Origin of the sequence: Moraxella sp. CTOTU47618, from assembly GCF_032017425.1 — a bacterium.
Classification (GTDB): Bacteria; Pseudomonadota; Gammaproteobacteria; order Pseudomonadales; family Moraxellaceae; genus Faucicola; species Faucicola tetraodonis.
On record NZ_DALZPW010000017.1, the window covers coordinates 1 to 21,835 of the forward strand.

Genomic DNA, 21,835 nt, shown 5'->3' on the forward strand with positions numbered 1-21,835 from the left:
TTGCTCATATCACTCAATTGTTGAGAAATATGTGCTTGTGAATACAGCTTCTAAGGGTTTATACTACTAATCGTTAAACCACTAATTTTTCAACTGCTAATCGTTATACTAGCATTTTTTTGGCGATACACACTGGTACACATTGAGGCAATCAAAATGATGTTTCTTGAACTTCATGAAGGCACGATTGGTTTGGACGATATAAAGCGTATCGTCCACAAGTTACTTGAGAACAAGGCGGTGTTTAGACAGTTAAGTCCACAACTTTACAATGATTTGGCTTATATCATCACCCCGACGCTCGCAAGCGACCACAATGAAGCCAATATCCGTGCCAAATTTCACGAAGTTGTGCAAAATTTTGTGATTCAAGGCGACAGTGGTCAGCCCATGCGGTTTTATCGTGATGAACAATTTAATCGCTTGTACTTTGCTGATGAAGCAGGCTGGAAAGAAGCGCAGGGTTTTGAAGCGCGGGAAATGGATGCAAGCTTACTGAAAAAACAATTACCTAAGCTTTAAAATCAGCTTTAAAAAAAGCTGTTAACAAGAGATTAGCAAAAGGACGGGCAAAGTGCCAAAACACTTCACATCCGTCCTTTCGTTTGCTACGGTCAACTAAGTACGCTCTCGCACAATGAAGGGACGAGTCAGCAAGTCTTCATACGTGCCTTTGATGAGGATATCTTTGCTCACCTGTTGGATATTGGTATAGCCACCAAATGCCATACTGATGTCCATCTCGTTGTAGATAATTTCAAGCGCGCGGCGCACACCGTCCTCGCCATATGCCCCCAAGCCATACAAAAACGACCGACCAATCATGGCGGCTTTTGCACCAAGGGCAATGGCTTTGAGCACCTCTTGACCTGAGCGTACGCCACTGCCCAAGAAAATCTCGCAGCTAGTGGCATGGCGTTGATGATAAAAAAATCTGCCAAGACATAATGAATTAAAGTTTTAATATTATGCCAATAATCTATATTGGCTTTTCAGCTTAACGCCATAATATCCATGATGGAAAAAGGATAATATAACGTCTTGGTAGCGGTAACTAGCACAGGTATTTTATCAGCAAATTTCAGTATCTCTTGTTCTGGCAGCTCGGCAATATCAATCGACTGCCAGCGTATATCGGCAACGGCTTGTGCTTGCAGCAATAAGCTTTCAGCGATTTCACACAGATGACAGCCCACTGTGCCATATAATCGCCAAGTAGTTGCGTCAGGCATAATTTGCTCGTGGATGTTTGTCATGTTTTGCGTGTCGAAGTCGGACATATTCTGCCTTAGCATATAGCCAAAAATGCCATAATACGTTATATTTTTAGCTTAAGCCATCGCTGCTTTTGCCCCCGCCGCTAGGAATACATCGTGCCTAAATCCAAACCAACTACCAAAAAAACTGCTACCAAAATGTCGTTAAAGCCCAAAGTCGTCAATACAGCTTTACCACCCACCAACCGCGGTATCGGTGTTGGCGGCTGGTTCAAGCGTATTTTGCTCATTGTTATTGCCTGTTTTGTTGCGTTTCATGTCATAGTTGCCGCCTTATTGGTTGTCTGGAAAACCCAGCCTATCAACAACAGCATGTTCATGATACTGTATCGCTTGGGCAATTTTGCCCCTGTCAGTCAGACCTGGGTGGATGATAATCAAATTTCGGTGAATGTAAAACGCGCGGCGATTGCCAGTGAAGATGCCAACTTTGTCAATCATGCTGGCTTTGATGTGCAGGGCATTGAGAATGCGATTAAGAAAAATGAAAAAGCGGGGGCTATCAGCGCGGGCGGCTCAACCATTAGCCAACAGCTTGCCAAGAATTTATTTTTATACCCCAATCGCTCGTATTTTCGCAAAGGCGAAGAAGCGTTAATTACCTTGATGATTGAAAATATGTGGACCAAAGAGCGGATTTTGCTTGCTTATCTCAATGTCGCAGAGTTTGGCAAAGGCGTGTATGGCATTGAAGCAGCCGCTCAGCACTACTACCATAAGTCGGCAGCGCATTTGACCAAGCGACAAGCCGCATCTTTGATTGCCATGCTACCTAACCCCAAATATTTTGAAGACCACCGTAACGACCGCCGCCTGCTTAACAAAACCCAAATTATTTTACGGCGCATGGGTGCGGCAGATTTGCCCGACACGGAATAGTCAAGAAACTCATTTATCATTACACGCTTATCATTACATTGTTAACTTTACACTGTTAAAAATGCTTGACCATAAAAGGACTGTGCTATGCCAAACACTGCTAAACAAGATAGACCCAGCGAAGAGTATGTATCAGAAATTAATCCGATACTAGGCTTTAACAGTATTTGCTACCCAAACGTGTTTGAATACCAACAAAACGATAGCGAGCTGTATTTTAATCGTGAATTGTCACTGTTACAGTTCCATCAGCGGGTACTCGCCCAAGCCACCAATCCCCGCCACCCACTGCTTGAAAGACTATTTTTCTTGATCATTTTTTCATCCAATTTAGATGAATTTTTTGAAATCCGTGTCGCAGGCTTGATGCAAAAAGTACAAATGGGCGATGTGGTGAGCAGTATCGATGGTATACGCCCCAGTAAGGTTTTGTCATATATCTCTGAAATCGCCCATCATGCGGTAGATGAGCAATACCGTATTTTGAACGATGAAATTTTGCCTGCACTGGCGGAGCAAGACATTCGCTACTTAAAACGTGATGAATTGACCCAAGAGCAAGCCGCATGGGTAAAAAAATACTTTGCCGAACAAGTCGCGCCGGTGCTGACGCCGATTAGTATTGACCCTGCGCATCCTTTTCCTAGATTGGTCAATAAAAGCTTGAATTTTATGGTGGGCTTAGAGGGCAAAGATGGCTTTGGTCGCGATATTAACATGGCAATTGTCCCTGCACCCCGAAGCTTACCGCGGGTTATTCGCTTACCCAATGAACTGACAGGCGGTAAAGAACATCATATCATGCTCACCGCAGTGATTCACGGGCATATCGAAGACTTGTTCCCTGGCATGACGGTCACTGGCTGCCACCAATTTCGTTTGACCCGTAACGCCGATTTAGATTTATCCGATGATGTCGAAGACTTGGCGAAAGCGTTGGAAGGTGAGTTAGAGAACCGACGATTTGGTGCCAAAGTGCGCTTAGAAGTGACGACCTATTGCCCACAGCCGATGGTGGATTATCTACTTGATGAGTTTGGTTTAAGCCAAGAGCAGCTATACCGTGTCAATGGTCCTGTCAATTTGACGCGCTTGTTGTTTGATTTTAAAATCCCAAATTTGCGTTATCAGTCGTTTAATCATGCCATTCCCAAAGCGTTTCGCCGTGATAGCTTGGATAAAAATGAAAATGTGTTCCATGCCATTCGTAAGCAAGATGTATTGGTGCATCATCCGTTTCATTCGTTTTCACCCGTAGTCAACATTTTGCGCCAAGCCGCCAATGACCCGCATGTATTAGCCATCAAACAAACCCTTTATCGCTCGGGGACAAATTCTGAAATTGTCCAAGCGCTGGCCGAAGCTGCGCGTAAAGGCAAAGAAGTCACCGCGGTGATTGAGCTGCGTGCGCGCTTTGATGAAAAATCCAACATCGAAGTAGCAAACTTTCTGCAGCAGGCTGGGGCAGTGGTGGTGTATGGCATCGTCGGCTACAAGACCCACGCCAAGCTGATGATGATTGTACGCCGTGAGGAAGATAAAATCCGCCGCTATGTGCATTTGGGCACAGGCAACTACCATGCGGGCAATGCCAAAGCTTATACCGACTACGGTCTATTTACCGCCAATGAAGCAATCACCGAAGATGTGCATAAAATCTTTAACGAACTCACAGGCATGGGCAAGCCAGCCAAAGTGCAAAAACTACTGCATGCACCTTTCACCTTACATGACAGACTCATGGGCTTTATTGACAACGAAATTGCTCATGCCAAAGCAGGCAAAGAGGCGCATATCATCATCAAGGTCAATGCAATGACCGAAAAACTACTGATTGACAAGCTATATGAAGCATCGCAAGCAGGCGTTAAAGTCAATCTGATTATTCGTTCAATGTGTTGTATTCGTCCGCAATTACCCGGCGTATCCGACAACATCACCGTGCGCTCTATCGTTGGGCGTTTTTTAGAGCATACCCGCGTGTATTATTTTGCCAATGGCCATCAAAATCCCAATGCTAATGGCAAACGTACCCACCGTTTATATTGCGCCAGTGCAGACTGGATGGATCGCAATTTATTTAGCCGCGTTGAAGTGGCTTTCCCCATTGAAGACCCCATCGTCTTCAAACGCATTATGGAAGATTTGCACAATTACCTCAAAGACAATGTCAATGCATGGGAGCTTGATGCCAACGGCACATGGCGAGCGATTACCCCTCGTGAAGGTGAAGCAGCGTTTTCGGCGCAAGATTATTTATTGACCAAAATTACCAGAAAAAGCTAGTTTTGCTAGTCATAGTTTTTGAGTAGATTTGACCGCTATCTACAGAAGATGGCGGTTTTTTTGTTGAGCGCAGCGCTGACGTGAACCTAATTTCCGAAATTTACCAAATAGTAATAAAGCTGCCAAAATTTCACACAGATAAACACTTATCACATAGTGATAACAGCTTGTTACGCGAATACTTATCACTAACAGCCTATATTTGCTACTATCAAACCTATAAAAGCAAAAGTATGAAAGCGATTGAATTGGCTATTTTTTACATAAAAATTTAATCGCGCTCTGTTTAAAAGTCTTTGATTAAAATCATTGACTTGAATTGATACTAAAAAATCATAAGGAAAATTACCATGTCACAGAATCAAGCACAAAACCAAAAACAGAATCAGCCAAGCAACCAAACCGAGATTCAAAAAGCGACAGAAAATGTGGATCCCAGTCAATTATCAGAAAATTTAGATAAACAAAATAGCGTGAAAGGTGAGCCACAAGACTTAGACAAAAGTGAAAATACCCCGTTTATTGACGACTCATTGCGTACTGACAACCATTAAAATTTTAATTGTTAAACTTTTAAATACTAAGCTTTTAATCATTCAGTTTTGATTGACTAATTTATACAGCTCAACTTATAAAAATAATAACTTATTGAGCGATAACAATTAATTAAAGGAATGAAAAATGCAAAATCAAAATAACGTAGAAATTGTAGACCCAAAGACGGGTGTCGCCGTGACCCCGCAAGCTGTTATAGTAGAAGACAGTGTCACCCACCAATCAGGAGATGGTGTCACTACAGGCATGTCACCCTCAATGGAAACGCCTGATATTTTTGATAATACCCCACAAGCGGCGGTGAAAGTCCAATCTGCAGAAGACGTGGCGAATGGCGAATTATCGGATGAAAATGTGGCACGTATTTCTGAGGAAGAGGCGCAGAAATTACAGCAAACTGCCGAAGCTAACCTCAATGCAGAAAATTCACTGCATACGTTATCAGATGGTAGTGTAGATATCGACCGAGATCACTAATTTTCGATATCATTAAGTTAAGTTTAAGCATTTTATTGCGTTGATACCGAAAAAGGAATGACCATGAATTCACCAGAAGCACAAACCAAACACGTCAATTTAGGCGATAAGTCTGCCGAGTTTGTCGATCGTCGTAACCAACCGGGACAAGCGTTCGATGATAATGTCAATGAACATACCCTTGGTAGGGACGCGGTTGGTAATGAACAGCTAAAGAGCGATACCATTAACGAGCGCAATCTTTATACTACCCCAGAAAATGCCCAAAAACGCACTATTAATCCTGATGGTTCTATTCCAAGCGTTGGTAGTGAATGACAGTAAGTTGCAGTGAGTCAGTTTAAGGATTAAATTCTAATAGCTAACCATAACAGCTAACCATCCACCCCATTTGACGGTTAGCTTTTTTTATCGTTACAGTCTACAAAAACCTCACGCAATCCAACCTTACGCAATCCAACTAGGTACGCCACTATGAAAGCGTAATTCATCATCTGGTTCATCGATAAGCTGCGCCTCTACTTGACGAAAAAACGCCACCCGCGCATCAATCGGCTCATCACTGATACTTTGTGCCAATGCCAGATAATCTTCAAAATGACGACTTTCTGATTTTAGCAAATAGCGATAATATTTTGCCAAACGCTCATCCTCAATCACTTGTGACAGTGCCCAAAAACGTTCACACGATCGGGCTTCGATGAAAGCACCAATAATTAACGTGTCTATCATCGCTTGCGGCTCATAAGTGCGTTTATGTTTGAGCATACCTGCAGCATAGCGACCTGCAGCAATATGTTGCCATGCTTGTCCACGCTCTGCCATCAATCCCGTCACTTGCTCATAATGGAGCATTTCTTCTCGAATCAGCTGAGCAAGCTTTAATTGCAGCTCAGTATGCGACATATAGCGAAAAATCAAATTCATCGCAGTGCCTGCGGCTTTTTTTTCACAATTGGCATGATCTTGGATGATAGTCGACAAATCTGCCATCGCGGCTGTGAGCCATTTATCCGACGTCGTACAACCCAAAAAAGCCAAAACAGGGGTGATATCAATGGGTTTTGGCTGATAGACAGAGTTATCGTTATCCAAGTCAATGACGGCTAAGTCATCAAAACTGCCGTCCGTTTGTACTGGGTTGTTGATAAGAGCGGAATTTGACAAGGGGTTACTCACTTATTGGCACGTTAATAAAATGATATTTTACCAAAAATCAGCGATAAAACCCTTAGCACAAAAATTTATATATAACGATTATTTAAAAAATAAATAGTTTTTATTTCTTTATTTTTATAAATGATATTCGTATAATCAAATGTGAATTTTTTGCTATTTTAGGTCAAAACATAAGGAAAAATGCCATGTCAGAACGCGTTCAAAAGGGTAGTCTAGCGATTGATACACAGCTTTATAACTTCATTGCCAATGAAGTTACGCCAGTCGTGGGCATCGATAACGAAAAATATTGGCAAGAATTTGAAAAAATTGTCCAAACATTCCAACCCCGTAATAAAGCATTGTTGGCAAAACGTGACGAGATTCAAACCCAAATCGATGACTGGCATGACAAAAACCCCGCTAGCAACGGTCAAATCGACAAAGCCGCTTATACCCAATTTTTAAAAGACATCAACTACATCGTCCCAGAAGGCGATGACTTTTTGGTTGAGACCCAAAACGTGGATGACGAAATCGCCCATATCGCAGGCCCACAGTTGGTGGTACCCGTACGTAATGCCCGTTATGCGCTAAACGCAGCAAATGCGCGTTGGGGCAGCTTGTATGATGCGCTATACGGGACTGATGTCATCGATGAAACCAATGGCGCAGAAAAAGGCAAAGGCTACAACCCTGTTCGTGGTGCCGAAGTCGTAAAATACGCCAAAAACTTCTTGGATGCCAACTTTGCCTTAGCTGAGGGTCAATATGCTGACGTCACCGGTTTTAAGGTTGAAGACGGTAAATTAGTGATACGCCAAGGCGATAAAACCACCTCATTAGCCCAGCCAGAAAAATTCGCGGGTTTCTTAGGCGATGCGGCAAACCCAACGGGTATTTTACTGAAAAATAATGGCCTACATGCCGAAATCCAAATCGACCCATCAAGCCATGTGGGTAAAGATGACCCTGCAGGCATCAAAGATGTCTTGATGGAAGCTGCGGTTACCACTATTCAAGACTGTGAAGACTCAGTCGCTGCCGTTGACGCCGAAGAGAAAGTAGAAGTATATCGCAACTGGTTTGGGTTGATGAAAGGCGACCTGAAAGACACCTTTGAAAAAAATGGCAAACAAACCACGCGCGCCATGAACCCCGACCGTGAATACACTGCGCCAGATGGTGGTAAAATCACCTTGCACGGCCGTTCAGTGATGCTGATTCGAAACGTCGGTCACTTGATGACCAACCCCGCGATTTTAGTCGATTTTGAAGGTCAGCAAGAAGAAATTTATGAAGGTATCATGGATGCGCTAATCACACCACTGTGTAGCCTGCCAGATATTTTGGGTAAAAACAGCTTAAGCAATTCACGCACAGGTTCAATGTATATCGTAAAACCAAAAATGCACGGTCCAGAAGAAGTGCAATTTACGGTGGATTTATTCTCAGCGGTAGAAAAAGCGTTAAACCTACCCGAGAATACCTTAAAAGTCGGTATCATGGATGAAGAGCGCCGTACTACCGTTAACTTAAAAGAATGTATCCGGGTTGCTAAAAACCGCGTTATCTTTATTAACACAGGCTTTATGGATCGTACCGGTGACGAGATGCACACCAGTATGAAAGCAGGTCCCTTTGTCCGTAAAAACGACATGAAAAATACCGATTGGCTCAATGCTTATGAGCGTTGGAACGTAGACATGGGCGTCAAATTAGGCTTACCTGGTAAAGCGCAAATCGGTAAAGGCATGTGGGCAAAACCTGACAACATGAAAGAAATGGTTGCCACCAAGTCCAATCATCCAAAGTCAGGCGCGACTTGTGCCTGGGTACCATCGCCGACGGGCGCGACGCTTCACGCCATGCACTACCATGAAACCAACGTCATGGACGTGTTAGATAATATCAAAGACCGCGAGCCTGCCAAGCTAGATGACATTTTGACCGTGCCACTTGCTACGGATACCAACTGGACAGATGAGCAAAAAACTGCCGAGCTTGAAAACAACATTCAAGGTATTTTAGGATATGTCGCGCGCTGGGTTGACCAAGGCGTTGGCTGTTCTAAAGTACTGGATATTGACGACGTTGCCTTGATGGAAGACCGCGCTACCTTGCGTATTTCTAGCCAGCACGTCGCCAACTGGCTAGCGCATAGGGTTGTGACGCCTGAGCAAGTGGATGACGTACTCAAACGTATGGCAAAAATGGTCGATGAGCAAAGCAAAGACGATTCAGCCTATATCCCAATGGCAAATGACTATAACACTTGGGCATACAATGCAGCTCGCGATCTTATCTTTAAAGGTACCGTACAACCTAGCGGATATACTGAGCCATTGTTACATCAAGCCCGTCTTAATCTCAAAGCTAACTAGATTTTAGCCATTAAAACCTATAAATCATTTGAAAACCATCAGATTTGTAACTGGTGGTTTTTTTTATGGCATAAAAATATTGCAAAATGTTTCAGAGTGAATTACTCTAATTTCACAAGGAAAGTTTTAGATTTTGTTAACTGTTTCATTGTTTTGTAACAAATTGTTGGCAAAATCTATCTAGACAAAAGAATTGCTACGCATCTGTGTAGTTTCACCTAGGATATTGTGGAGAAATCCTTATGAAAAAAATCGCTCTAGCTTCTGCTATCGCTCTAGTTTCAATCACTGCTGCCCATGCTGCACCGACTGTATATGGTAAAGTCTTATTAACTGGCGAATATACAGATGTTGATGATAAAACTGCTAAAAATGATGATACTTCTAGTACAAAATTAGTTTCTAACTCTTCACGTATTGGTTTTAAAGGTGAAGATGATCTTACTGATACTACTAAACTTGTGTATCAATTGGAATACGGTATTGATGTTGATGCTGATAGCAATGCCCGTAAAACCAACCAACAATTTTACTCTCGTAATACATTCATCGGTTTAGCTCATAACACTATGGGTACTTTACTTGCCGGTCGTCACGACACACCATTTAAACTAACTAAAGGCAGTGTTGATGTATTCAATGATTACGATAACGTAGCGTTAGGTAAGCTAATGGCGGGTGAACAACGCGTTGACAACGTGATTGCTTATAAATCACCAACATTGGTAGGTATGCCAGTTACCTTTTTAGGCGCGGTGAGCCTCGATGAATGCTCTAAAAATGATGATGATAAATGTGTAGCTACGCCAGCTGTTGCAGCCGTTGCACCACAAGCGATTTATGATGTGACTGGTAAAGATATTATTGGTTACACTAAAGGTACACCAGCAAAACCTGCCGTCTATCGTGACAAGAAAAATGCTTACTCTGCAATGGTAAACTATGACCAAAATGGTGTATATATCGGTTTAGGTTATGACAATTCAGTATATGGTAAAGATACAAGTGGATGGCGTTTAGCGGGCTCAGTAGACATGGGCAAAATGAACATGGTTGATGGTCTAACACTGGGTGCGCTATATCAAGATTATGACTTTAACACTGATGATAATGAGAAATCATGGCTGTTAAGCGGTAAATACAAAATTGGGGCAACGCCATGGGCGGTTAAAGCACAATATATTGACACTTCAAACCAAAGTGGCGTGAAAGACCGTGATGCTACTGAAGTTGCGTTAGGTGCTGAATATAGCTTTAACAAAGCTACCAAAGGTCACTTGTACGCTGCACAAATCGATACTGATAATGTTTCAGATAGAACAATCGTGGGTGGTGGCTTAGAATATAAGTTCTAATATATCTAACTTTTAGATTGCTGTAAAAGCTAACTAATTTTTTAGTTAGCTTTTTTATTTTCATTAACGCTAAAAAATTAATTAAAAAAAATATGATTTAATACTAGAAAGAATATTATGTCACTAAGATTAAAAATAAACTTACAATCACGTAAAAATTAAAAAAACTATTGCAAAATATTTCAAAATTGTTATCCTAGTAGTTAGAAGTAGGTTTTTAGTAATTAGTACGAATAAAATGTAAATATATTCATACTTTATTGCTAGACTTATACAGTTAATAGTTGACGCTATTAATAATAATCAAAGTAAAGATTTTCTTGCTTTGGTCGTTCGGAGAGGTAGTGGTGCTGACAAGTCACCAGTTATCTAAAATTTGTTTTTCCTGATAGAGATGTCCTATGAAAAAATTACTTTTAGCCACAGCCGTCGCTGCACTTTCAGTTTCTGCTGCCCATGCTGCTCCAACAGTTTACGGTAAAGCGTTAGTTACAGTTGATTATTCTGATTTTGACGATGAATCAACTACTAAGTTGAATTCTACTGCCTCGCGTATTGGTTTTAAAGGTGCCGAAGCACTAACAGCTAATACTGACTTGGTATACCAATTAGAGTATGGTGTTGAAATTGATAGTGACAACGGTGGCACTGTGAAAGGCAAATCACAAAATCAATTTCATTCACGCGACACTTATTTAGGTCTATCTAACAAACAATATGGTACTTTGGTTGCTGGTCGTTTGTCTGCAATCGATGACAACATCAATTACGTTAGCCAAACTGTAGGTCAATACGACGGTTTCAATGCGGCCTCTTGGGATGGTGACCGTGTAAACAATGCGATGGCTTACTTTTCACCAGCCTATAACGGTCTTCAATTCATGGGTATGTATGCATTTAAAGAGGATAACGCATCTGATTTACCCACAGATGCAGAAGCGTTTGGTGTAGGTGTGAAGTATGAGCCAGCAAATCAACCATTCCGTGCTGGTGCAACCTACATCAAATCAGGTGATTTCAATACTACTCGCTTAAGCGGTGCCTATGACTTAAATAACCAAATTGGTCTTGGTGCATTGTATCAAATCAGTGATTTAGACAAAAGTGACAAAGAAAACTTGGCTGCAGTAAGCGCAACCTACAAAACTGCAACGCCTTGGACAGCCTACGCGCAAGCTGAAATGACCTCAAATGTTGACGGTGTTGATGGTAAGGACGCACAGCGTTTAGTATTAGGTGGTAAGTATGCATTCAATGCCAATGCAACGGGTCATGTATACGCTGGCTACTCAAATCTAGAGCAAGAAGGTCAAGATGATAGAGACGGTTTTGGTATCGGTACTGGTATCGAATACAGATTCTAATCTTCTCTAGAATTTGCTATAAAAAAATCCACTCAGCGATGAGTGGATTTTTTTATGAGTGAGCGATTTATTGATAAAAATAATTTTTTGCTAAACCTAGGCATTTTCGAGTAAAATTCTTTTTTACCAACGAGCGAAATAGATAACATGACAAAATTCATCTTTGTAACTGGCGGTGTCGTTTCTTCACTTGGCAAAGGTATCACCGCTGCATCGGTAGCCGCGATTCTTGAGGCACGTGGTCTGAAAGTCACCATGACCAAAATGGACCCTTATATCAATATTGATCCAGGTACAATGAGCCCGTTTCAGCATGGTGAAGTATTTGTTACCGAAGATGGCGCAGAGACTGACCTGGATTTGGGCTATTACGAGCGTTTTTTGCGCCATTCAAAAATGACGCAACGTAACAACTTTACCAGTGGGCGTATTTATTCGGCAGTGATTGAGAAAGAACGTCGCGGTGATTATTTGGGCGGTACGGTACAGGTCATTCCGCATATTACCGATGAAATCAAAGCGCGTATCCGTGCCAGTGGCGAAGGCTACGATATTGCCATGATTGAAATCGGTGGTACTGTCGGTGATATTGAAAGCTTGCCATTCATGGAAGCGGTGCGTCAAATGCAAGTTGAACTCGGTCGCAACAATGCGATGCTGATGCATTTAACCCTCGTGCCTTATATCGCGAGTGCAGGCGAGAGCAAAACCAAACCAACACAGCACTCAGTCAAAGAATTACGCAGCATTGGCTTACAACCTGATGTGTTAATCTGTCGTAGTGAACACGCGATTAGCGATGATAATCGCCTAAAAATTGCATCGTTTACCAATGTTGAGCAACGTGCCGTTATCCTTTGCCCAGATGCCAAATCTATTTATCAAATTCCAAGTATCCTGCATGCCCAGCATTTAGATGATTTGATTTGTGAGCGCTTTGGGTTAGATACCCCAGAGGCGGACTTAAGTGATTGGCATCAGTTTACCCAAGCGTTGTTAAATACCCAAGAAACCGTCACTGTGGCGATGGTGGGTAAATACGTCGAACTGCCTGATGCTTATAAGTCAATCAATGAAGCCTTGCTACATGCAGGCGTGGCAAATAATGTCAAAGTCAATATTGACTATGTCGATGCCGAAAAACTTGAAAACGATGACAGCCTGTTTGAGCATATTAAAGCTGCCGATGCCGTACTCGTCCCTGGTGGATTCGGTGAGCGCGGCACCTTGGGTAAAATGAAAGCGATTCGCTATGCCCGCGAAAACAATGTGCCTTATTTGGGGATTTGTTTGGGAATGCAATTAGCCGTCATTGAGTTTGCGCGCAATGTATTGGGTCTTGACGCCAACTCAACAGAGTTTGATAAAAAAACCAAAGCGCCATTGATTGGTTTGATTACAGAATGGTTTGATGAAAAAGGTGAACTACAAGTGCGTAGTGACGCCTCAGATTTGGGCGGTACCATGCGTTTGGGTGCCCAAAAAGCCGAGCTTGTGGAAGACAGCAAGCTGCGCCAAATCTATGGCAGTCCTGTGATTACTGAGCGCCATCGTCACCGCTATGAAATGAACGGTCGCTATATCGAACAGCTAGAAAATGCCGGTATGAAAATTTCTGGTTATTCAGCCAAACAGCATTTGGTCGAATCAGTAGAAATTGCAAATCATCCTTGGTATGTGGCGGTACAATTTCATCCAGAATTTACCAGCCAGCCACGCGGTGGTCATCCATTGTTCAATAGCTTTGTTGCAGCGGCTAAACAAACCAAAAAATAGTATTTATAATGCACAACAAAACCATCTGTTACAGGTGGTTTTTTGTTTTTAGCCATTGCCTATAGCCAATTATGCTATAGTGACAATCAATAAAAACTTTAACAACATACTGAGAGCCCTATGACCACTAACTTACCGACACCACAATCTCATATTCAGCTTAATGATATCACCATCGGCAATGATCAACCGTTTGTGCTGTTTGGCGGCATGAATGTACTAGAAAGCAAAGATTTGGCATTTGAAATTGCTGAAAGCTATATTGAAATCTGTAAGCGCTTAAATATCGGCTATGTGTTTAAGGCAAGTTTTGATAAAGCCAATCGCTCAAGCTTGTACTCGTTTCGTGGTCCAGGTCTGGAAAAAGGTATCGAATGGCTAAGCGATATCAAAAAAGCGTTCAATGTGCCCATTATCACTGACGTACACGAACCGTACCAAGCTGAGCCTGTGGCAGCAGTGGCGGATATTATCCAGTTGCCCGCGTTTTTGAGTCGGCAAACTGACTTGGTAGCAGCGATGGCAAAAACCGGTGCGATTATTAATGTCAAAAAAGCGCAGTTTTTGGCACCCCATGAGATGAAGCATATTATCAATAAGTGCCTTGAAGCCGGTAATGATAAAATCATCTTGTGCGAGCGTGGCAGCGCGTTTGGTTATAACAATCTCGTTGTTGATATGCTGGGTTTTGACACTATGAAAAAAATGCAGGTTCCCGTGTTTTTTGATGTGACCCATAGCCTTCAGCAGCCAGGTGCGCGTGAAGACAGTGCAGGCGGTCGCCGAGAACAGATTACCACCTTAGCACGTGCTGGCATGGCAACAGGATTGGCAGGGTTATTTTTGGAAGCGCATCCAAATCCTGATGTTGCCAAATGCGATGGCCCTTGTGCGCTGCGGCTAAGCCAGCTTGAGCCGTTTTTAGCGCAGTTAAAACAGCTTGATACCTTAGTCAAAGGGTTTGAGGTGTTAGATACCCACTAATTTTTACTCGACCTTTTAACACAAATTTGCAACGCCTCGTTATTAAAATGTTATCAATCGATAACGAGGCTTTTTTTGGCTACGTTATAGTGCTAGGTTATAGAACTAGAACAATATTTTATAACCCACAGCAGAAATACAGGAATGACTATGGCAATTCAAACAGTCGCGTACGATTTAAAAGGCATTCATGACCCTGCAGGCTATGAGGAAGTCATGAAAGCGTTAACCACCATCGGCGGGGTGCAGGCAGTACATCTTGAGCCTGAAAATCATCGCGTGATTGTCAGCTTTGATGATACACAGACGTCAGTTTTTGCCTTCAAAGCTGCGCTGACCAATGTGGACTATATCACCGAGCCGTTCCCGATTGAAGCACCTGCCAACCCTGCCAACAATCGCACTTTAGCGGGTGATTTGGCAAAAGATGGTAGACTTTCCTAAATCGCTTGTTCAGTGGCTACGCTCGATGTGGCAAGCGTGCTTGGTCACTGAACCATCTTGTACGCCATCTTGTACGCCATCTTGTAAGCCCTCTAGAATACTACAGGTAGGCGAGCCATCTCCCAAACAACTATCATGCCATCCTTGCAGGGTGGTTTTCATTGATTGTAACCGCTGTATTTTATCGCTTAGTTCATCGATGTGATTGCGGGTTAATGCTTTGACTTGGGCATTGCTACGCTGCTTGTTATCTTGTAGAGCCAATAACGCTTCAATCTGCGCTAACGAAAATCCCACATCACGGGCATGTTTGATAAATTTTAGACGCTGTAATTGGGTATCGCTAAAAATACGGTAACCACTGTCAGTGCGCTGGATGGACTGTAATAAACCGAGTTTTTCGTACTCACGAATTTGTCTAGGTGATAATTCAGTTAATTTAGCGACTTCATTAATATTCATTTTTTGCTTGACCTTGACCTAATGTTAAGGTTTATAGTAATACCACAGTGTGATAAATCAATCTTTTTTTTCAAAGAACGTAAAAAAAGCAACCTGAAGGATATGAATATGAATAACATCGTGGGTTTGCCATGGGTGGTGGCATTGGCGCTAGGTATGACGGCTTGTACAAAAAATGACACTACCCAAACTGCAACGACGGCATCAAGTAGCCATGCTACAAGTACCCATGCGAGTATGACCCAAGCGCAGTCAATGCATCATATGGCTTCGGCAGCGGATACGCAGTCACAATCACAGCCGCCGCATATCATGGCTTATATGGATATCATGAATAAAATGCACCAAGCCATGTCAGCAGGGGTGCAAGCTAAGAATGCCGATGTGGGATTTGCTAAAGGCATGATACCGCATCATGAAGGCGCAATTGCGATGGCAAAAGTGGAGCTGCAATATGGCAAAGATGCCGAGATGAAAGCCCTTGCGCAAAAAATCGTCGATGCCCAGCAAAGTGAAATCAGCGTGATGCAAAACTGGTTAGCTAAAAACGAATCAAGTCAGGTAGCAGCGAGCAATGCCAAAGAAATAACGCAAGCCTATCAGCAAAAAGACATGAGCAACCACGATGCCATGATGCAAGGAACTATGGACGCCAATCCTGATATCGCCTTTGCCAAGGGTATGATACCGCATCACCAAGGCGCAATTGATATGGCAACGATAGAGCAAACCTATGGTAAAAATTCAGCGATGCTAACACTCGCCAAGCAGATTAAACAAGCGCAAACGCCAGAAATCAAACAAATGCAAGATTGGCTTAGCAAACAAGCTTATTAATTAAAAGAATAGCCACGTAAACGTAAAAAAGGAGCGTAGTATGACAACCCAAACCATCACCTTAAATATCCAAGGCATGACTTGTGGCGGCTGCGTCAAAAGCGTAACCAATGCCCTCAATCAAGTGGCAGGGGTGAAATCTGTCGATGTCAGCCTAGACCATAACAGCGCAACCATCAGCTTTGATGACAGCCAAGCACAACAAAACACGCTTAAAGAAGCGATTGAAGACGCTGGCTTTGACGTAGTATAAAGACGCCACACAAAGACACCATACAAGACAGACACTATCATGACTACCCAATCGATCACCCACGCGTCAGACAACGCCCATACCGAGCAAGTCATTCTTGATATCGATGGCATGACTTGTCAAGCCTGTGCCAGCCGCATCGAAAAAGTGCTCAATAAAAAGCCTGCGATAGTGCAAGCCGATGTCAATTATGCCAATGAAGTGGCGCAGGTGCAGTTTGATGCATCACAAACCAACGCCGAGCAGATTGTAGAATGGGTGAAAAAGACAGGCTATGAGGCAAAATTGCAGCCGAAGAACGCGCTATTTGCGCATGAAGCCTATGAGCAGAAAGTGCCCTATACCTTGATTGCGGTTTGGATTTGCTTGCTGCCTTTTTTGATTGGCATGGCAGGCATGATGATGGGCAGTCACGCACTGATGCCGCCGCTGTGGCTACAATTTGTGTTGGCGACTATCGTACAGTTTGGCTTGGCGATACCGTTTTACAAAAGTGCTTGGGCGAGTATCAAAGGCGGTCTTGCCAATATGGATGTGCTGGTGGTGCTTGGCACACTGACAATTTGGGCGTATTCGACCTATAGTTGGTTGAGCTATCTGCAAACCACAGCCCAAATGGGGCATGATGGGATGGCGCATAGCATGCCCCATGTGTATTTTGAAGCCAGCGTGATGGTGATTGCCTTTGTCAAAATGGGGAAGTACCTAGAAGCCCGTACCAAAAAACACAGCCTAAATAGCATCAATTTGCTATTAGCGCTCACCCCTGAGCAAGTGGAAGTTAAAAACCCCAATCCGCAAAGCCAAGATGCGCAGTGGCAAATCCTGCCCCTTGAGCAAGTCACGGCTGGTCAAATTTTACGTGCTAAAGCAGGTACTCGCATTGCCACTGACGGCATCGTCACCGCTGGCGAAGGCTGGTGTGATGAGAGCCATTTGACGGGTGAATCAGTGCCCCTGTCTAAACATATTGGCAGTACGGTGCTGGCAGGTGCGATGGTAGAAAACGGTAGCTTTGAATACCAAATCACCGCCAAAGGTAGCCAAACACGGCTTGGCGATATGATACAAGCGCTCAACGACGCACAAGGCAGTAAAGCCCACATCGCCCGTATCGCAGATAGAGTAGCGGGGATTTTTGTGCCGGTGGTGGTTGCCATCGCTTTGTTAACTTTTTTTGCCAATTATTGGTTCTTAGGCGCGTTTGACACGGCACTTATGCGCGCGGTATCGGTGTTAGTGATTGCTTGCCCCTGTGCATTGGGACTGGCGACGCCAGCAGCCATCATGGCGGGCATGGGTGTGGCAGCACGCTCAGGGGTTTGGTTTAAAGATGCGCAAGCCTTAGAAGCGGCAGGCGCAATTGATACGGTAGTACTCGATAAGACAGGCACCATCACCCAAGGCAAACCTCAATTATCTGCAGCGTACCTGATAGATGACAATCTAAAACTGTTTAACTTAGATAAAGCAGCGCTGCTGCAGCTCGTTGCCAGTGTCGAGCGTCATGCGAACCACCCGCTTGCGACCACGCTAGTGAACTATGCTGAAACCTACAATAAACAGACCGATACGCCTCAAAGTCCAGCGGCATTTACCATAAGCCATGTGGAAACAGTGCTCGGGCAGGGGATACAGGCACAGGTAGCCCCTATTGGGCGGGTGAAAATCGGCACGCCAAGTTTTGCCAATCTTCAGTTGCCTGCAGCGACTATCCAAGCCAATCCCGTTTGGCAAATTGCCAGTCAAGTGGCGGTAAGTATCAATGACACCCCTGTGGCAGCTTTTGCGCTAGCCGACGAGCTCAAACAAGACAGTGTTAAGGTGATTGCGTCGCTGCAAGCCCATCATCTAGATGTGGTAGTGATGAGTGGTGACAAGCAATCGGTGGTGGATTATGTGGGTCAGCAGATTAACGCCAGCAAGGCACTTGGCGAGCTATCACCACGTGACAAAGCGCAGCGCATTGATGAACTGCAACAACAAGGCAAAAAGGTAGCAATGGTGGGGGATGGGGTGAATGATGCGCCTGCAATGGCAACGGCGACCGCAAGTTTTGCGGTAGAAGGCGCAACCGATATTGCCAAGCATAGCGCCACGGCAAGGCTAATGGGCGAGTCGCTCAAACATGTCGATTATGCGGTTACAATTGCCCGCGCAACCCTGCGTAATATCAAGCAAAACCTATTTTTTGCGTTTATCTATAACTGTCTTGGTATACCGTTAGCGGCGTTTGGTTTACTCAATCCGATGATTGCGGCAGCGGCGATGGCGCTGAGCTCGATTTCTGTACTACTTAATGCGCTGCGACTGACCCGCATGAATGTCATTTCCTAACGGCTTATGGTTGTTTTGACAACCTGTTGGGGCTAATTTTACTTGGCTAGGCATGACTATGCATCACCTATAGGCGATAGTGATAAGCTGCTAAAACCTGTTAAAATATGCTATGATAAACCCACCCCATTTGTATTTTAACAATCCCATTGTTGATTGTGACAGCCAAGGAAAATACCATGTACGCTGAAGAAACCACCACCAATAACCAAATCAAAGATATCATTGCCCGCGAAATTTTGGACTCACGCGGCAACCCAACCATTGAAGCCGATGTGATTTTAGCGGATGGTACTATCGGTCGTGCAGCCGCGCCATCGGGTGCATCGACAGGCTCACGTGAAGCGCTTGAGCTGCGTGATGGTGACGCATCACGCTATCTAGGTAAAGGGGTCAAAAAAGCCGTTGCCAACGTCAATAGTGAAATTCGTTCATCACTGGTTGATATGGATGTATCAAAACAACAAGACATTGACAACAAATTATTAGCGCTTGATGGCACAGAAAACAAAGAAAAATTGGGCGCCAATGCCACCTTAGCAGTATCTTTAGCAGCAGCCCGTGCCGCCGCACAATCACAAAAACTGCCACTTCATCAGTACATTGCCAACCTACGTGGGCAAACATCACTATCGATGCCGGTGCCGATGATGAACATCCTAAATGGCGGTGCCCACGCGGACAACACCGTTGATATCCAAGAGTTTATGATTGAGCCTGTTAATTTTACCAGCTTTAGTGAAGCGTTGCGTGCGGGTACAGAAGTGTTCCACAGCCTAAAATCTGTGCTAAAAAAACAAGGTCTAAACACCGCCGTCGGTGATGAAGGCGGTTTTGCACCAAACTTACGCTCAAACGAAGAAGCGATTACTGTCATCATGCAAGCGATTGAGCAAGCAGGGTATACTGCAGGTAAAGACATTTACTTAGCGCTTGATTGTGCCGCATCAGAGTTCTACCATAAAAATGAGCAAGGGAACGGTCAATACGTACTTGAAGGCGAAGGCAATAAAGCCTTTAGTTCAGAAGGTTTTGCGGATTATTTAGCAGGTCTTGTGAGCCAATACCCAATTATCTCGATTGAAGATGGTCTAGATGAAAGCGATTGGGATGGCTGGGCGTACTTAACGCAAAAATTGGGCAACAAAGTACAGCTCGTGGGTGACGATTTGTTTGTGACCAACCCAAAAATCCTACAAGAAGGTATCGACAAACACATTGCCAATGCGATTTTGATTAAATTTAACCAAATCGGCACGTTATCAGAAACCTTAGACGCCATTTATCTAGCGAAGAAAAACGGCTATGCCACCGTCATCTCACACCGCTCAGGTGAGACTGAAGACAGCACCATCGCTGACTTAGCCGTGGGGACAGCTGCAGGTCAAATCAAAACAGGCTCACTGTGCCGTTCTGACCGTGTTGCCAAATATAACCAATTGCTTCGTATCGAGCAGATGGTCACTGCAAGCTACCACGGTGCTGACGAGTTTATCGGTTTACGCAACCCAAAAGCCTAACTTTAAAAGCTTAGCTACAAAAGCTTAAATTTTGCAGCTTGATAAAGCATTGAAGTGATAAAAACCTTAACCCATGACATTGAATTTGCTACAATGCGTGGGGTAAGGTTTTTTTATGCCAAAAGTTTTTATTATTGAGTGCTGTCATGACTTATTTGCGTCAACTGTTTATGATTATTTTTGCGGTGATTGTGTTGGTATGTCTACAATACCAGTATTGGTTTGGCACCAATGGTCGTGGCGATTTGGCAGCATTAAATAAACAAATCAGCGAACAGCAATCCATCAATACCGATCAGCAAAAAGCCAATGAGGTATTGCTTGCCGATGTTAAAGACTTAAAAAACGGACTTGAAGCAGTGGAAGAACACGCTCGCTCTGATTTAGGCTTAATCAAACAAGGTGAAACTTTTGTGCAAATGTCGACAGCTAGCAGTGTCTACAGTACCGATGTGGTCACATCGACCGCCCACAACACCGCCACGCCTCACCCATAAAAGCATAAAAAACTGCCAAAGTTATATTTGTCTCAATTTTTACTGTCAACTGTTTACTTTATTGTTGAAAAGACGCTATGTCAGAACTTAACGCGATAGCCGCCAATTTATCTAACAACCTTACGATTGACACCGTAGTCGTCGCTGCAGGCGTTGGCAAACGCTTTGGTAGTCAGATGCCAAAACAGTACACCCATATTGGCAGTCAGACGGTGCTCCAACACAGCATAGCGGCGCTAAGCAAAGTCCACCAGCTAAGCACTTGCTATTTGGTGATTTCTGAAGAAGATACGATTGCCAAAACACTTAACTTTAGCATGCCAATCGAGTGGGTGATAGGTGGCAAAGAGCGGATGAATTCGGTGTTTAACGCCGTGAAAACGATTTGGCAACAATATCAAAATCCCCTCAGTGACAAGGCCTTCAGTGATAAGGACAGTCATCATGCGTATGATAATCATTGGGTGCTTATTCATGATGCTGCGCGTCCTTGTGTCAATCCGAGCGATATAGAAAAATTGATCACACAGACCACACAGCAATTTTCGCAACAGTCGGCGGGTGGCTTATTAGCAGTACCGGTGCGTGATACGGTCAAACAAATCATCCATTCACAAGACCAAGTGTTGGCACAAAAAACGCTTGATCGCAGTCAGTTGTGGCTAGCACAAACCCCGCAGATTTTTCCATTGGCAACACTGTATGATTATCTAATCCAAGCCATTGAGCAAACGATTGCGTTTACTGATGAAGCCAGTTTATTTGAGCATTTTGGCAAACAGCCGTTATTGGTGGAAGGCAGTCATAGCAATATCAAACTGACGTTTCCAGAGGATTTGCAGTTTGCGCAGGTGTATTTGGCAAAACCTTAGCAAAAATCGCTTGGCAAAAAATTGAGGTTACCGCTAAAAACCGCATAAGAAAAGAACTGCATAGTAAGCCCCCGACCATACCCCTATTGAGGTGGTATCCAGACATGTGGTAGCAGCT

At 43.7% G+C, this 21,835-nt stretch carries 21 protein-coding genes and 1 pseudogene; 18 read left to right on the forward strand and 4 right to left on the reverse strand.

Annotated features, from left to right (window positions below):
• Positions 1 to 156: 156 nt before the first annotated feature.
• Positions 157 to 522 carry a hypothetical protein gene (locus tag RTS09_RS10370; protein WP_050325813.1) on the forward strand — a complete coding sequence of 122 codons (366 nt, stop codon included), beginning with the start codon at positions 157 to 159 and terminating at the stop codon, positions 520 to 522.
• A 96-nt stretch (positions 523 to 618) separates the two neighbouring features.
• Here RTS09_RS10370 and RTS09_RS10375 read toward each other — a convergent pair.
• Positions 619 to 903: pseudogene (locus RTS09_RS10375) on the reverse strand (alpha-hydroxy-acid oxidizing protein); the annotation flags it as partial.
• An 89-nt stretch (positions 904 to 992) separates the two neighbouring features.
• Complete coding sequence (locus RTS09_RS10380) at positions 993 to 1,280, reverse strand: glutaredoxin family protein (protein ID WP_312536816.1); 288 nt, start codon at positions 1,278 to 1,280, stop codon at positions 993 to 995.
• 93 nt (positions 1,281 to 1,373) lie between these two features.
• Here RTS09_RS10380 and mtgA point away from each other — a divergent pair, with 93 nt between their 5' ends.
• The 5 genes from mtgA (at position 1,374) to RTS09_RS10405 (ending at position 5,792) form a co-directional block, all read left to right on the forward strand.
• Positions 1,374 to 2,156: a monofunctional biosynthetic peptidoglycan transglycosylase gene (gene mtgA, locus RTS09_RS10385; protein ID WP_312536819.1), complete on the forward strand. Its 783-nt coding sequence runs from the start codon at positions 1,374 to 1,376 to the stop codon at positions 2,154 to 2,156.
• Positions 2,157 to 2,243: 87 nt separating this feature from the next.
• A complete protein-coding gene (gene ppk1, locus RTS09_RS10390) occupies positions 2,244 to 4,442 on the forward strand; it encodes a polyphosphate kinase 1 (RefSeq protein ID WP_312536821.1) in 2,199 nt (732 codons plus the stop codon).
• Between the two features lie 350 nt (positions 4,443 to 4,792).
• Positions 4,793 to 4,996: a hypothetical protein gene (locus RTS09_RS10395; protein ID WP_099833492.1), complete on the forward strand. Its 204-nt coding sequence runs from the start codon at positions 4,793 to 4,795 to the stop codon at positions 4,994 to 4,996.
• A 127-nt stretch (positions 4,997 to 5,123) separates the two neighbouring features.
• Positions 5,124 to 5,474 carry a hypothetical protein gene (locus RTS09_RS10400; RefSeq protein WP_312536824.1) on the forward strand — a complete coding sequence of 117 codons (351 nt, stop codon included), beginning with the start codon at positions 5,124 to 5,126 and terminating at the stop codon, positions 5,472 to 5,474.
• A gap of 63 nt (positions 5,475 to 5,537) precedes the next feature.
• Complete coding sequence (locus RTS09_RS10405) at positions 5,538 to 5,792, forward strand: hypothetical protein (RefSeq protein ID WP_007116118.1); 255 nt, start codon at positions 5,538 to 5,540, stop codon at positions 5,790 to 5,792.
• Positions 5,793 to 5,921: 129 nt separating this feature from the next.
• On the opposite strand, the gene RTS09_RS10410 is transcribed toward RTS09_RS10405, so the two are convergent.
• Positions 5,922 to 6,569, reverse strand: a complete 648-nt coding sequence (locus RTS09_RS10410) for a MiaE family protein (RefSeq protein ID WP_409418393.1) — start codon at positions 6,567 to 6,569, stop codon at positions 5,922 to 5,924.
• 269 nt (positions 6,570 to 6,838) lie between these two features.
• On the opposite strand from RTS09_RS10410, the gene RTS09_RS10415 reads away from it, so the two are divergent.
• From RTS09_RS10415 to RTS09_RS10440, 6 genes are all read left to right on the forward strand, one after another.
• Positions 6,839 to 9,016, forward strand: a complete 2,178-nt coding sequence (locus RTS09_RS10415; protein WP_312536827.1) for a malate synthase G — start codon at positions 6,839 to 6,841, stop codon at positions 9,014 to 9,016.
• Positions 9,017 to 9,258: 242 nt separating this feature from the next.
• Entirely contained in the window at positions 9,259 to 10,371 is a 1,113-nt protein-coding gene (locus RTS09_RS10420; RefSeq protein WP_312536829.1) for a porin, read from the forward strand.
• A 401-nt stretch (positions 10,372 to 10,772) separates the two neighbouring features.
• A complete protein-coding gene (locus tag RTS09_RS10425; protein WP_312536832.1) occupies positions 10,773 to 11,735 on the forward strand; it encodes a porin in 963 nt (320 codons plus the stop codon).
• A gap of 147 nt (positions 11,736 to 11,882) precedes the next feature.
• Positions 11,883 to 13,511 (forward strand): CTP synthase, encoded by a 1,629-nt coding sequence (locus tag RTS09_RS10430; RefSeq protein ID WP_312536835.1) that lies wholly within the window; start codon positions 11,883 to 11,885, stop codon positions 13,509 to 13,511.
• Positions 13,512 to 13,631: 120 nt separating this feature from the next.
• Positions 13,632 to 14,495, forward strand: coding sequence for a 3-deoxy-8-phosphooctulonate synthase (gene kdsA, locus RTS09_RS10435; RefSeq protein ID WP_312114776.1), 864 nt, complete (start codon positions 13,632 to 13,634; stop codon positions 14,493 to 14,495).
• A 150-nt stretch (positions 14,496 to 14,645) separates the two neighbouring features.
• A complete protein-coding gene (locus RTS09_RS10440) occupies positions 14,646 to 14,939 on the forward strand; it encodes a heavy-metal-associated domain-containing protein (protein WP_007116109.1) in 294 nt (97 codons plus the stop codon).
• A 9-nt stretch (positions 14,940 to 14,948) separates the two neighbouring features.
• Here RTS09_RS10440 and RTS09_RS10445 read toward each other — a convergent pair whose 3' ends face one another.
• On the reverse strand, positions 14,949 to 15,401 hold the full coding sequence (locus RTS09_RS10445; protein ID WP_312536838.1) for a MerR family DNA-binding protein: 453 nt from the start codon (positions 15,399 to 15,401) through the stop codon (positions 14,949 to 14,951).
• A gap of 108 nt (positions 15,402 to 15,509) precedes the next feature.
• Here RTS09_RS10445 and copM point away from each other — a divergent pair, with 108 nt between their 5' ends.
• The 6 genes from copM (at position 15,510) to ispD (ending at position 21,717) form a co-directional block, all read left to right on the forward strand.
• Entirely contained in the window at positions 15,510 to 16,238 is a 729-nt protein-coding gene (gene copM / locus RTS09_RS10450) for a CopM family metallochaperone (protein ID WP_312536841.1), read from the forward strand.
• 40 nt (positions 16,239 to 16,278) lie between these two features.
• Complete coding sequence (locus RTS09_RS10455; protein WP_312383900.1) at positions 16,279 to 16,491, forward strand: heavy-metal-associated domain-containing protein; 213 nt, start codon at positions 16,279 to 16,281, stop codon at positions 16,489 to 16,491.
• Positions 16,492 to 16,530: 39 nt separating this feature from the next.
• Positions 16,531 to 18,828 (forward strand): heavy metal translocating P-type ATPase, encoded by a 2,298-nt coding sequence (locus RTS09_RS10460; protein WP_312536844.1) that lies wholly within the window; start codon positions 16,531 to 16,533, stop codon positions 18,826 to 18,828.
• 179 nt (positions 18,829 to 19,007) lie between these two features.
• Complete coding sequence (gene eno / locus RTS09_RS10465; RefSeq protein ID WP_312536847.1) at positions 19,008 to 20,348, forward strand: phosphopyruvate hydratase; 1,341 nt, start codon at positions 19,008 to 19,010, stop codon at positions 20,346 to 20,348.
• A gap of 146 nt (positions 20,349 to 20,494) precedes the next feature.
• On the forward strand, positions 20,495 to 20,845 hold the full coding sequence (locus RTS09_RS10470; RefSeq protein ID WP_312536849.1) for a septum formation initiator family protein: 351 nt from the start codon (positions 20,495 to 20,497) through the stop codon (positions 20,843 to 20,845).
• Positions 20,846 to 20,922: 77 nt separating this feature from the next.
• The gene (gene ispD / locus RTS09_RS10475) at positions 20,923 to 21,717 is read left to right on the forward strand and encodes a 2-C-methyl-D-erythritol 4-phosphate cytidylyltransferase (RefSeq protein WP_312536852.1); all 795 of its coding nucleotides are present in this window, start codon (positions 20,923 to 20,925) and stop codon (positions 21,715 to 21,717) included.
• Positions 21,718 to 21,835 lie beyond the last annotated feature (118 nt).

Coding starts and splice junctions, on each gene's coding strand:
- RTS09_RS10380 (WP_312536816.1), bottom strand. CDS start 1,280: ATGTCCGACTTCGACACGCAAAACATGACAAACATCCACGAGCAAATT.
- RTS09_RS10445 (WP_312536838.1), bottom strand. CDS start 15,401: ATGAATATTAATGAAGTCGCTAAATTAACTGAATTATCACCTAGACAA.
- RTS09_RS10420 (WP_312536829.1), top strand. CDS start 9,259: ATGAAAAAAATCGCTCTAGCTTCTGCTATCGCTCTAGTTTCAATCACT.
- RTS09_RS10370 (WP_050325813.1), top strand. CDS start 157: ATGATGTTTCTTGAACTTCATGAAGGCACGATTGGTTTGGACGATATA.
- RTS09_RS10470 (WP_312536849.1), top strand. CDS start 20,495: ATGACTTATTTGCGTCAACTGTTTATGATTATTTTTGCGGTGATTGTG.
- RTS09_RS10400 (WP_312536824.1), top strand. CDS start 5,124: ATGCAAAATCAAAATAACGTAGAAATTGTAGACCCAAAGACGGGTGTC.
- RTS09_RS10395 (WP_099833492.1), top strand. CDS start 4,793: ATGTCACAGAATCAAGCACAAAACCAAAAACAGAATCAGCCAAGCAAC.
- RTS09_RS10440 (WP_007116109.1), top strand. CDS start 14,646: ATGGCAATTCAAACAGTCGCGTACGATTTAAAAGGCATTCATGACCCT.
- RTS09_RS10430 (WP_312536835.1), top strand. CDS start 11,883: ATGACAAAATTCATCTTTGTAACTGGCGGTGTCGTTTCTTCACTTGGC.
- RTS09_RS10425 (WP_312536832.1), top strand. CDS start 10,773: ATGAAAAAATTACTTTTAGCCACAGCCGTCGCTGCACTTTCAGTTTCT.
- copM (WP_312536841.1), top strand. CDS start 15,510: ATGAATAACATCGTGGGTTTGCCATGGGTGGTGGCATTGGCGCTAGGT.
- RTS09_RS10405 (WP_007116118.1), top strand. CDS start 5,538: ATGAATTCACCAGAAGCACAAACCAAACACGTCAATTTAGGCGATAAG.
- ppk1 (WP_312536821.1), top strand. CDS start 2,244: ATGCCAAACACTGCTAAACAAGATAGACCCAGCGAAGAGTATGTATCA.
- ispD (WP_312536852.1), top strand. CDS start 20,923: ATGTCAGAACTTAACGCGATAGCCGCCAATTTATCTAACAACCTTACG.
- kdsA (WP_312114776.1), top strand. CDS start 13,632: ATGACCACTAACTTACCGACACCACAATCTCATATTCAGCTTAATGAT.
- RTS09_RS10460 (WP_312536844.1), top strand. CDS start 16,531: ATGACTACCCAATCGATCACCCACGCGTCAGACAACGCCCATACCGAG.
- RTS09_RS10455 (WP_312383900.1), top strand. CDS start 16,279: ATGACAACCCAAACCATCACCTTAAATATCCAAGGCATGACTTGTGGC.
- eno (WP_312536847.1), top strand. CDS start 19,008: ATGTACGCTGAAGAAACCACCACCAATAACCAAATCAAAGATATCATT.
- RTS09_RS10415 (WP_312536827.1), top strand. CDS start 6,839: ATGTCAGAACGCGTTCAAAAGGGTAGTCTAGCGATTGATACACAGCTT.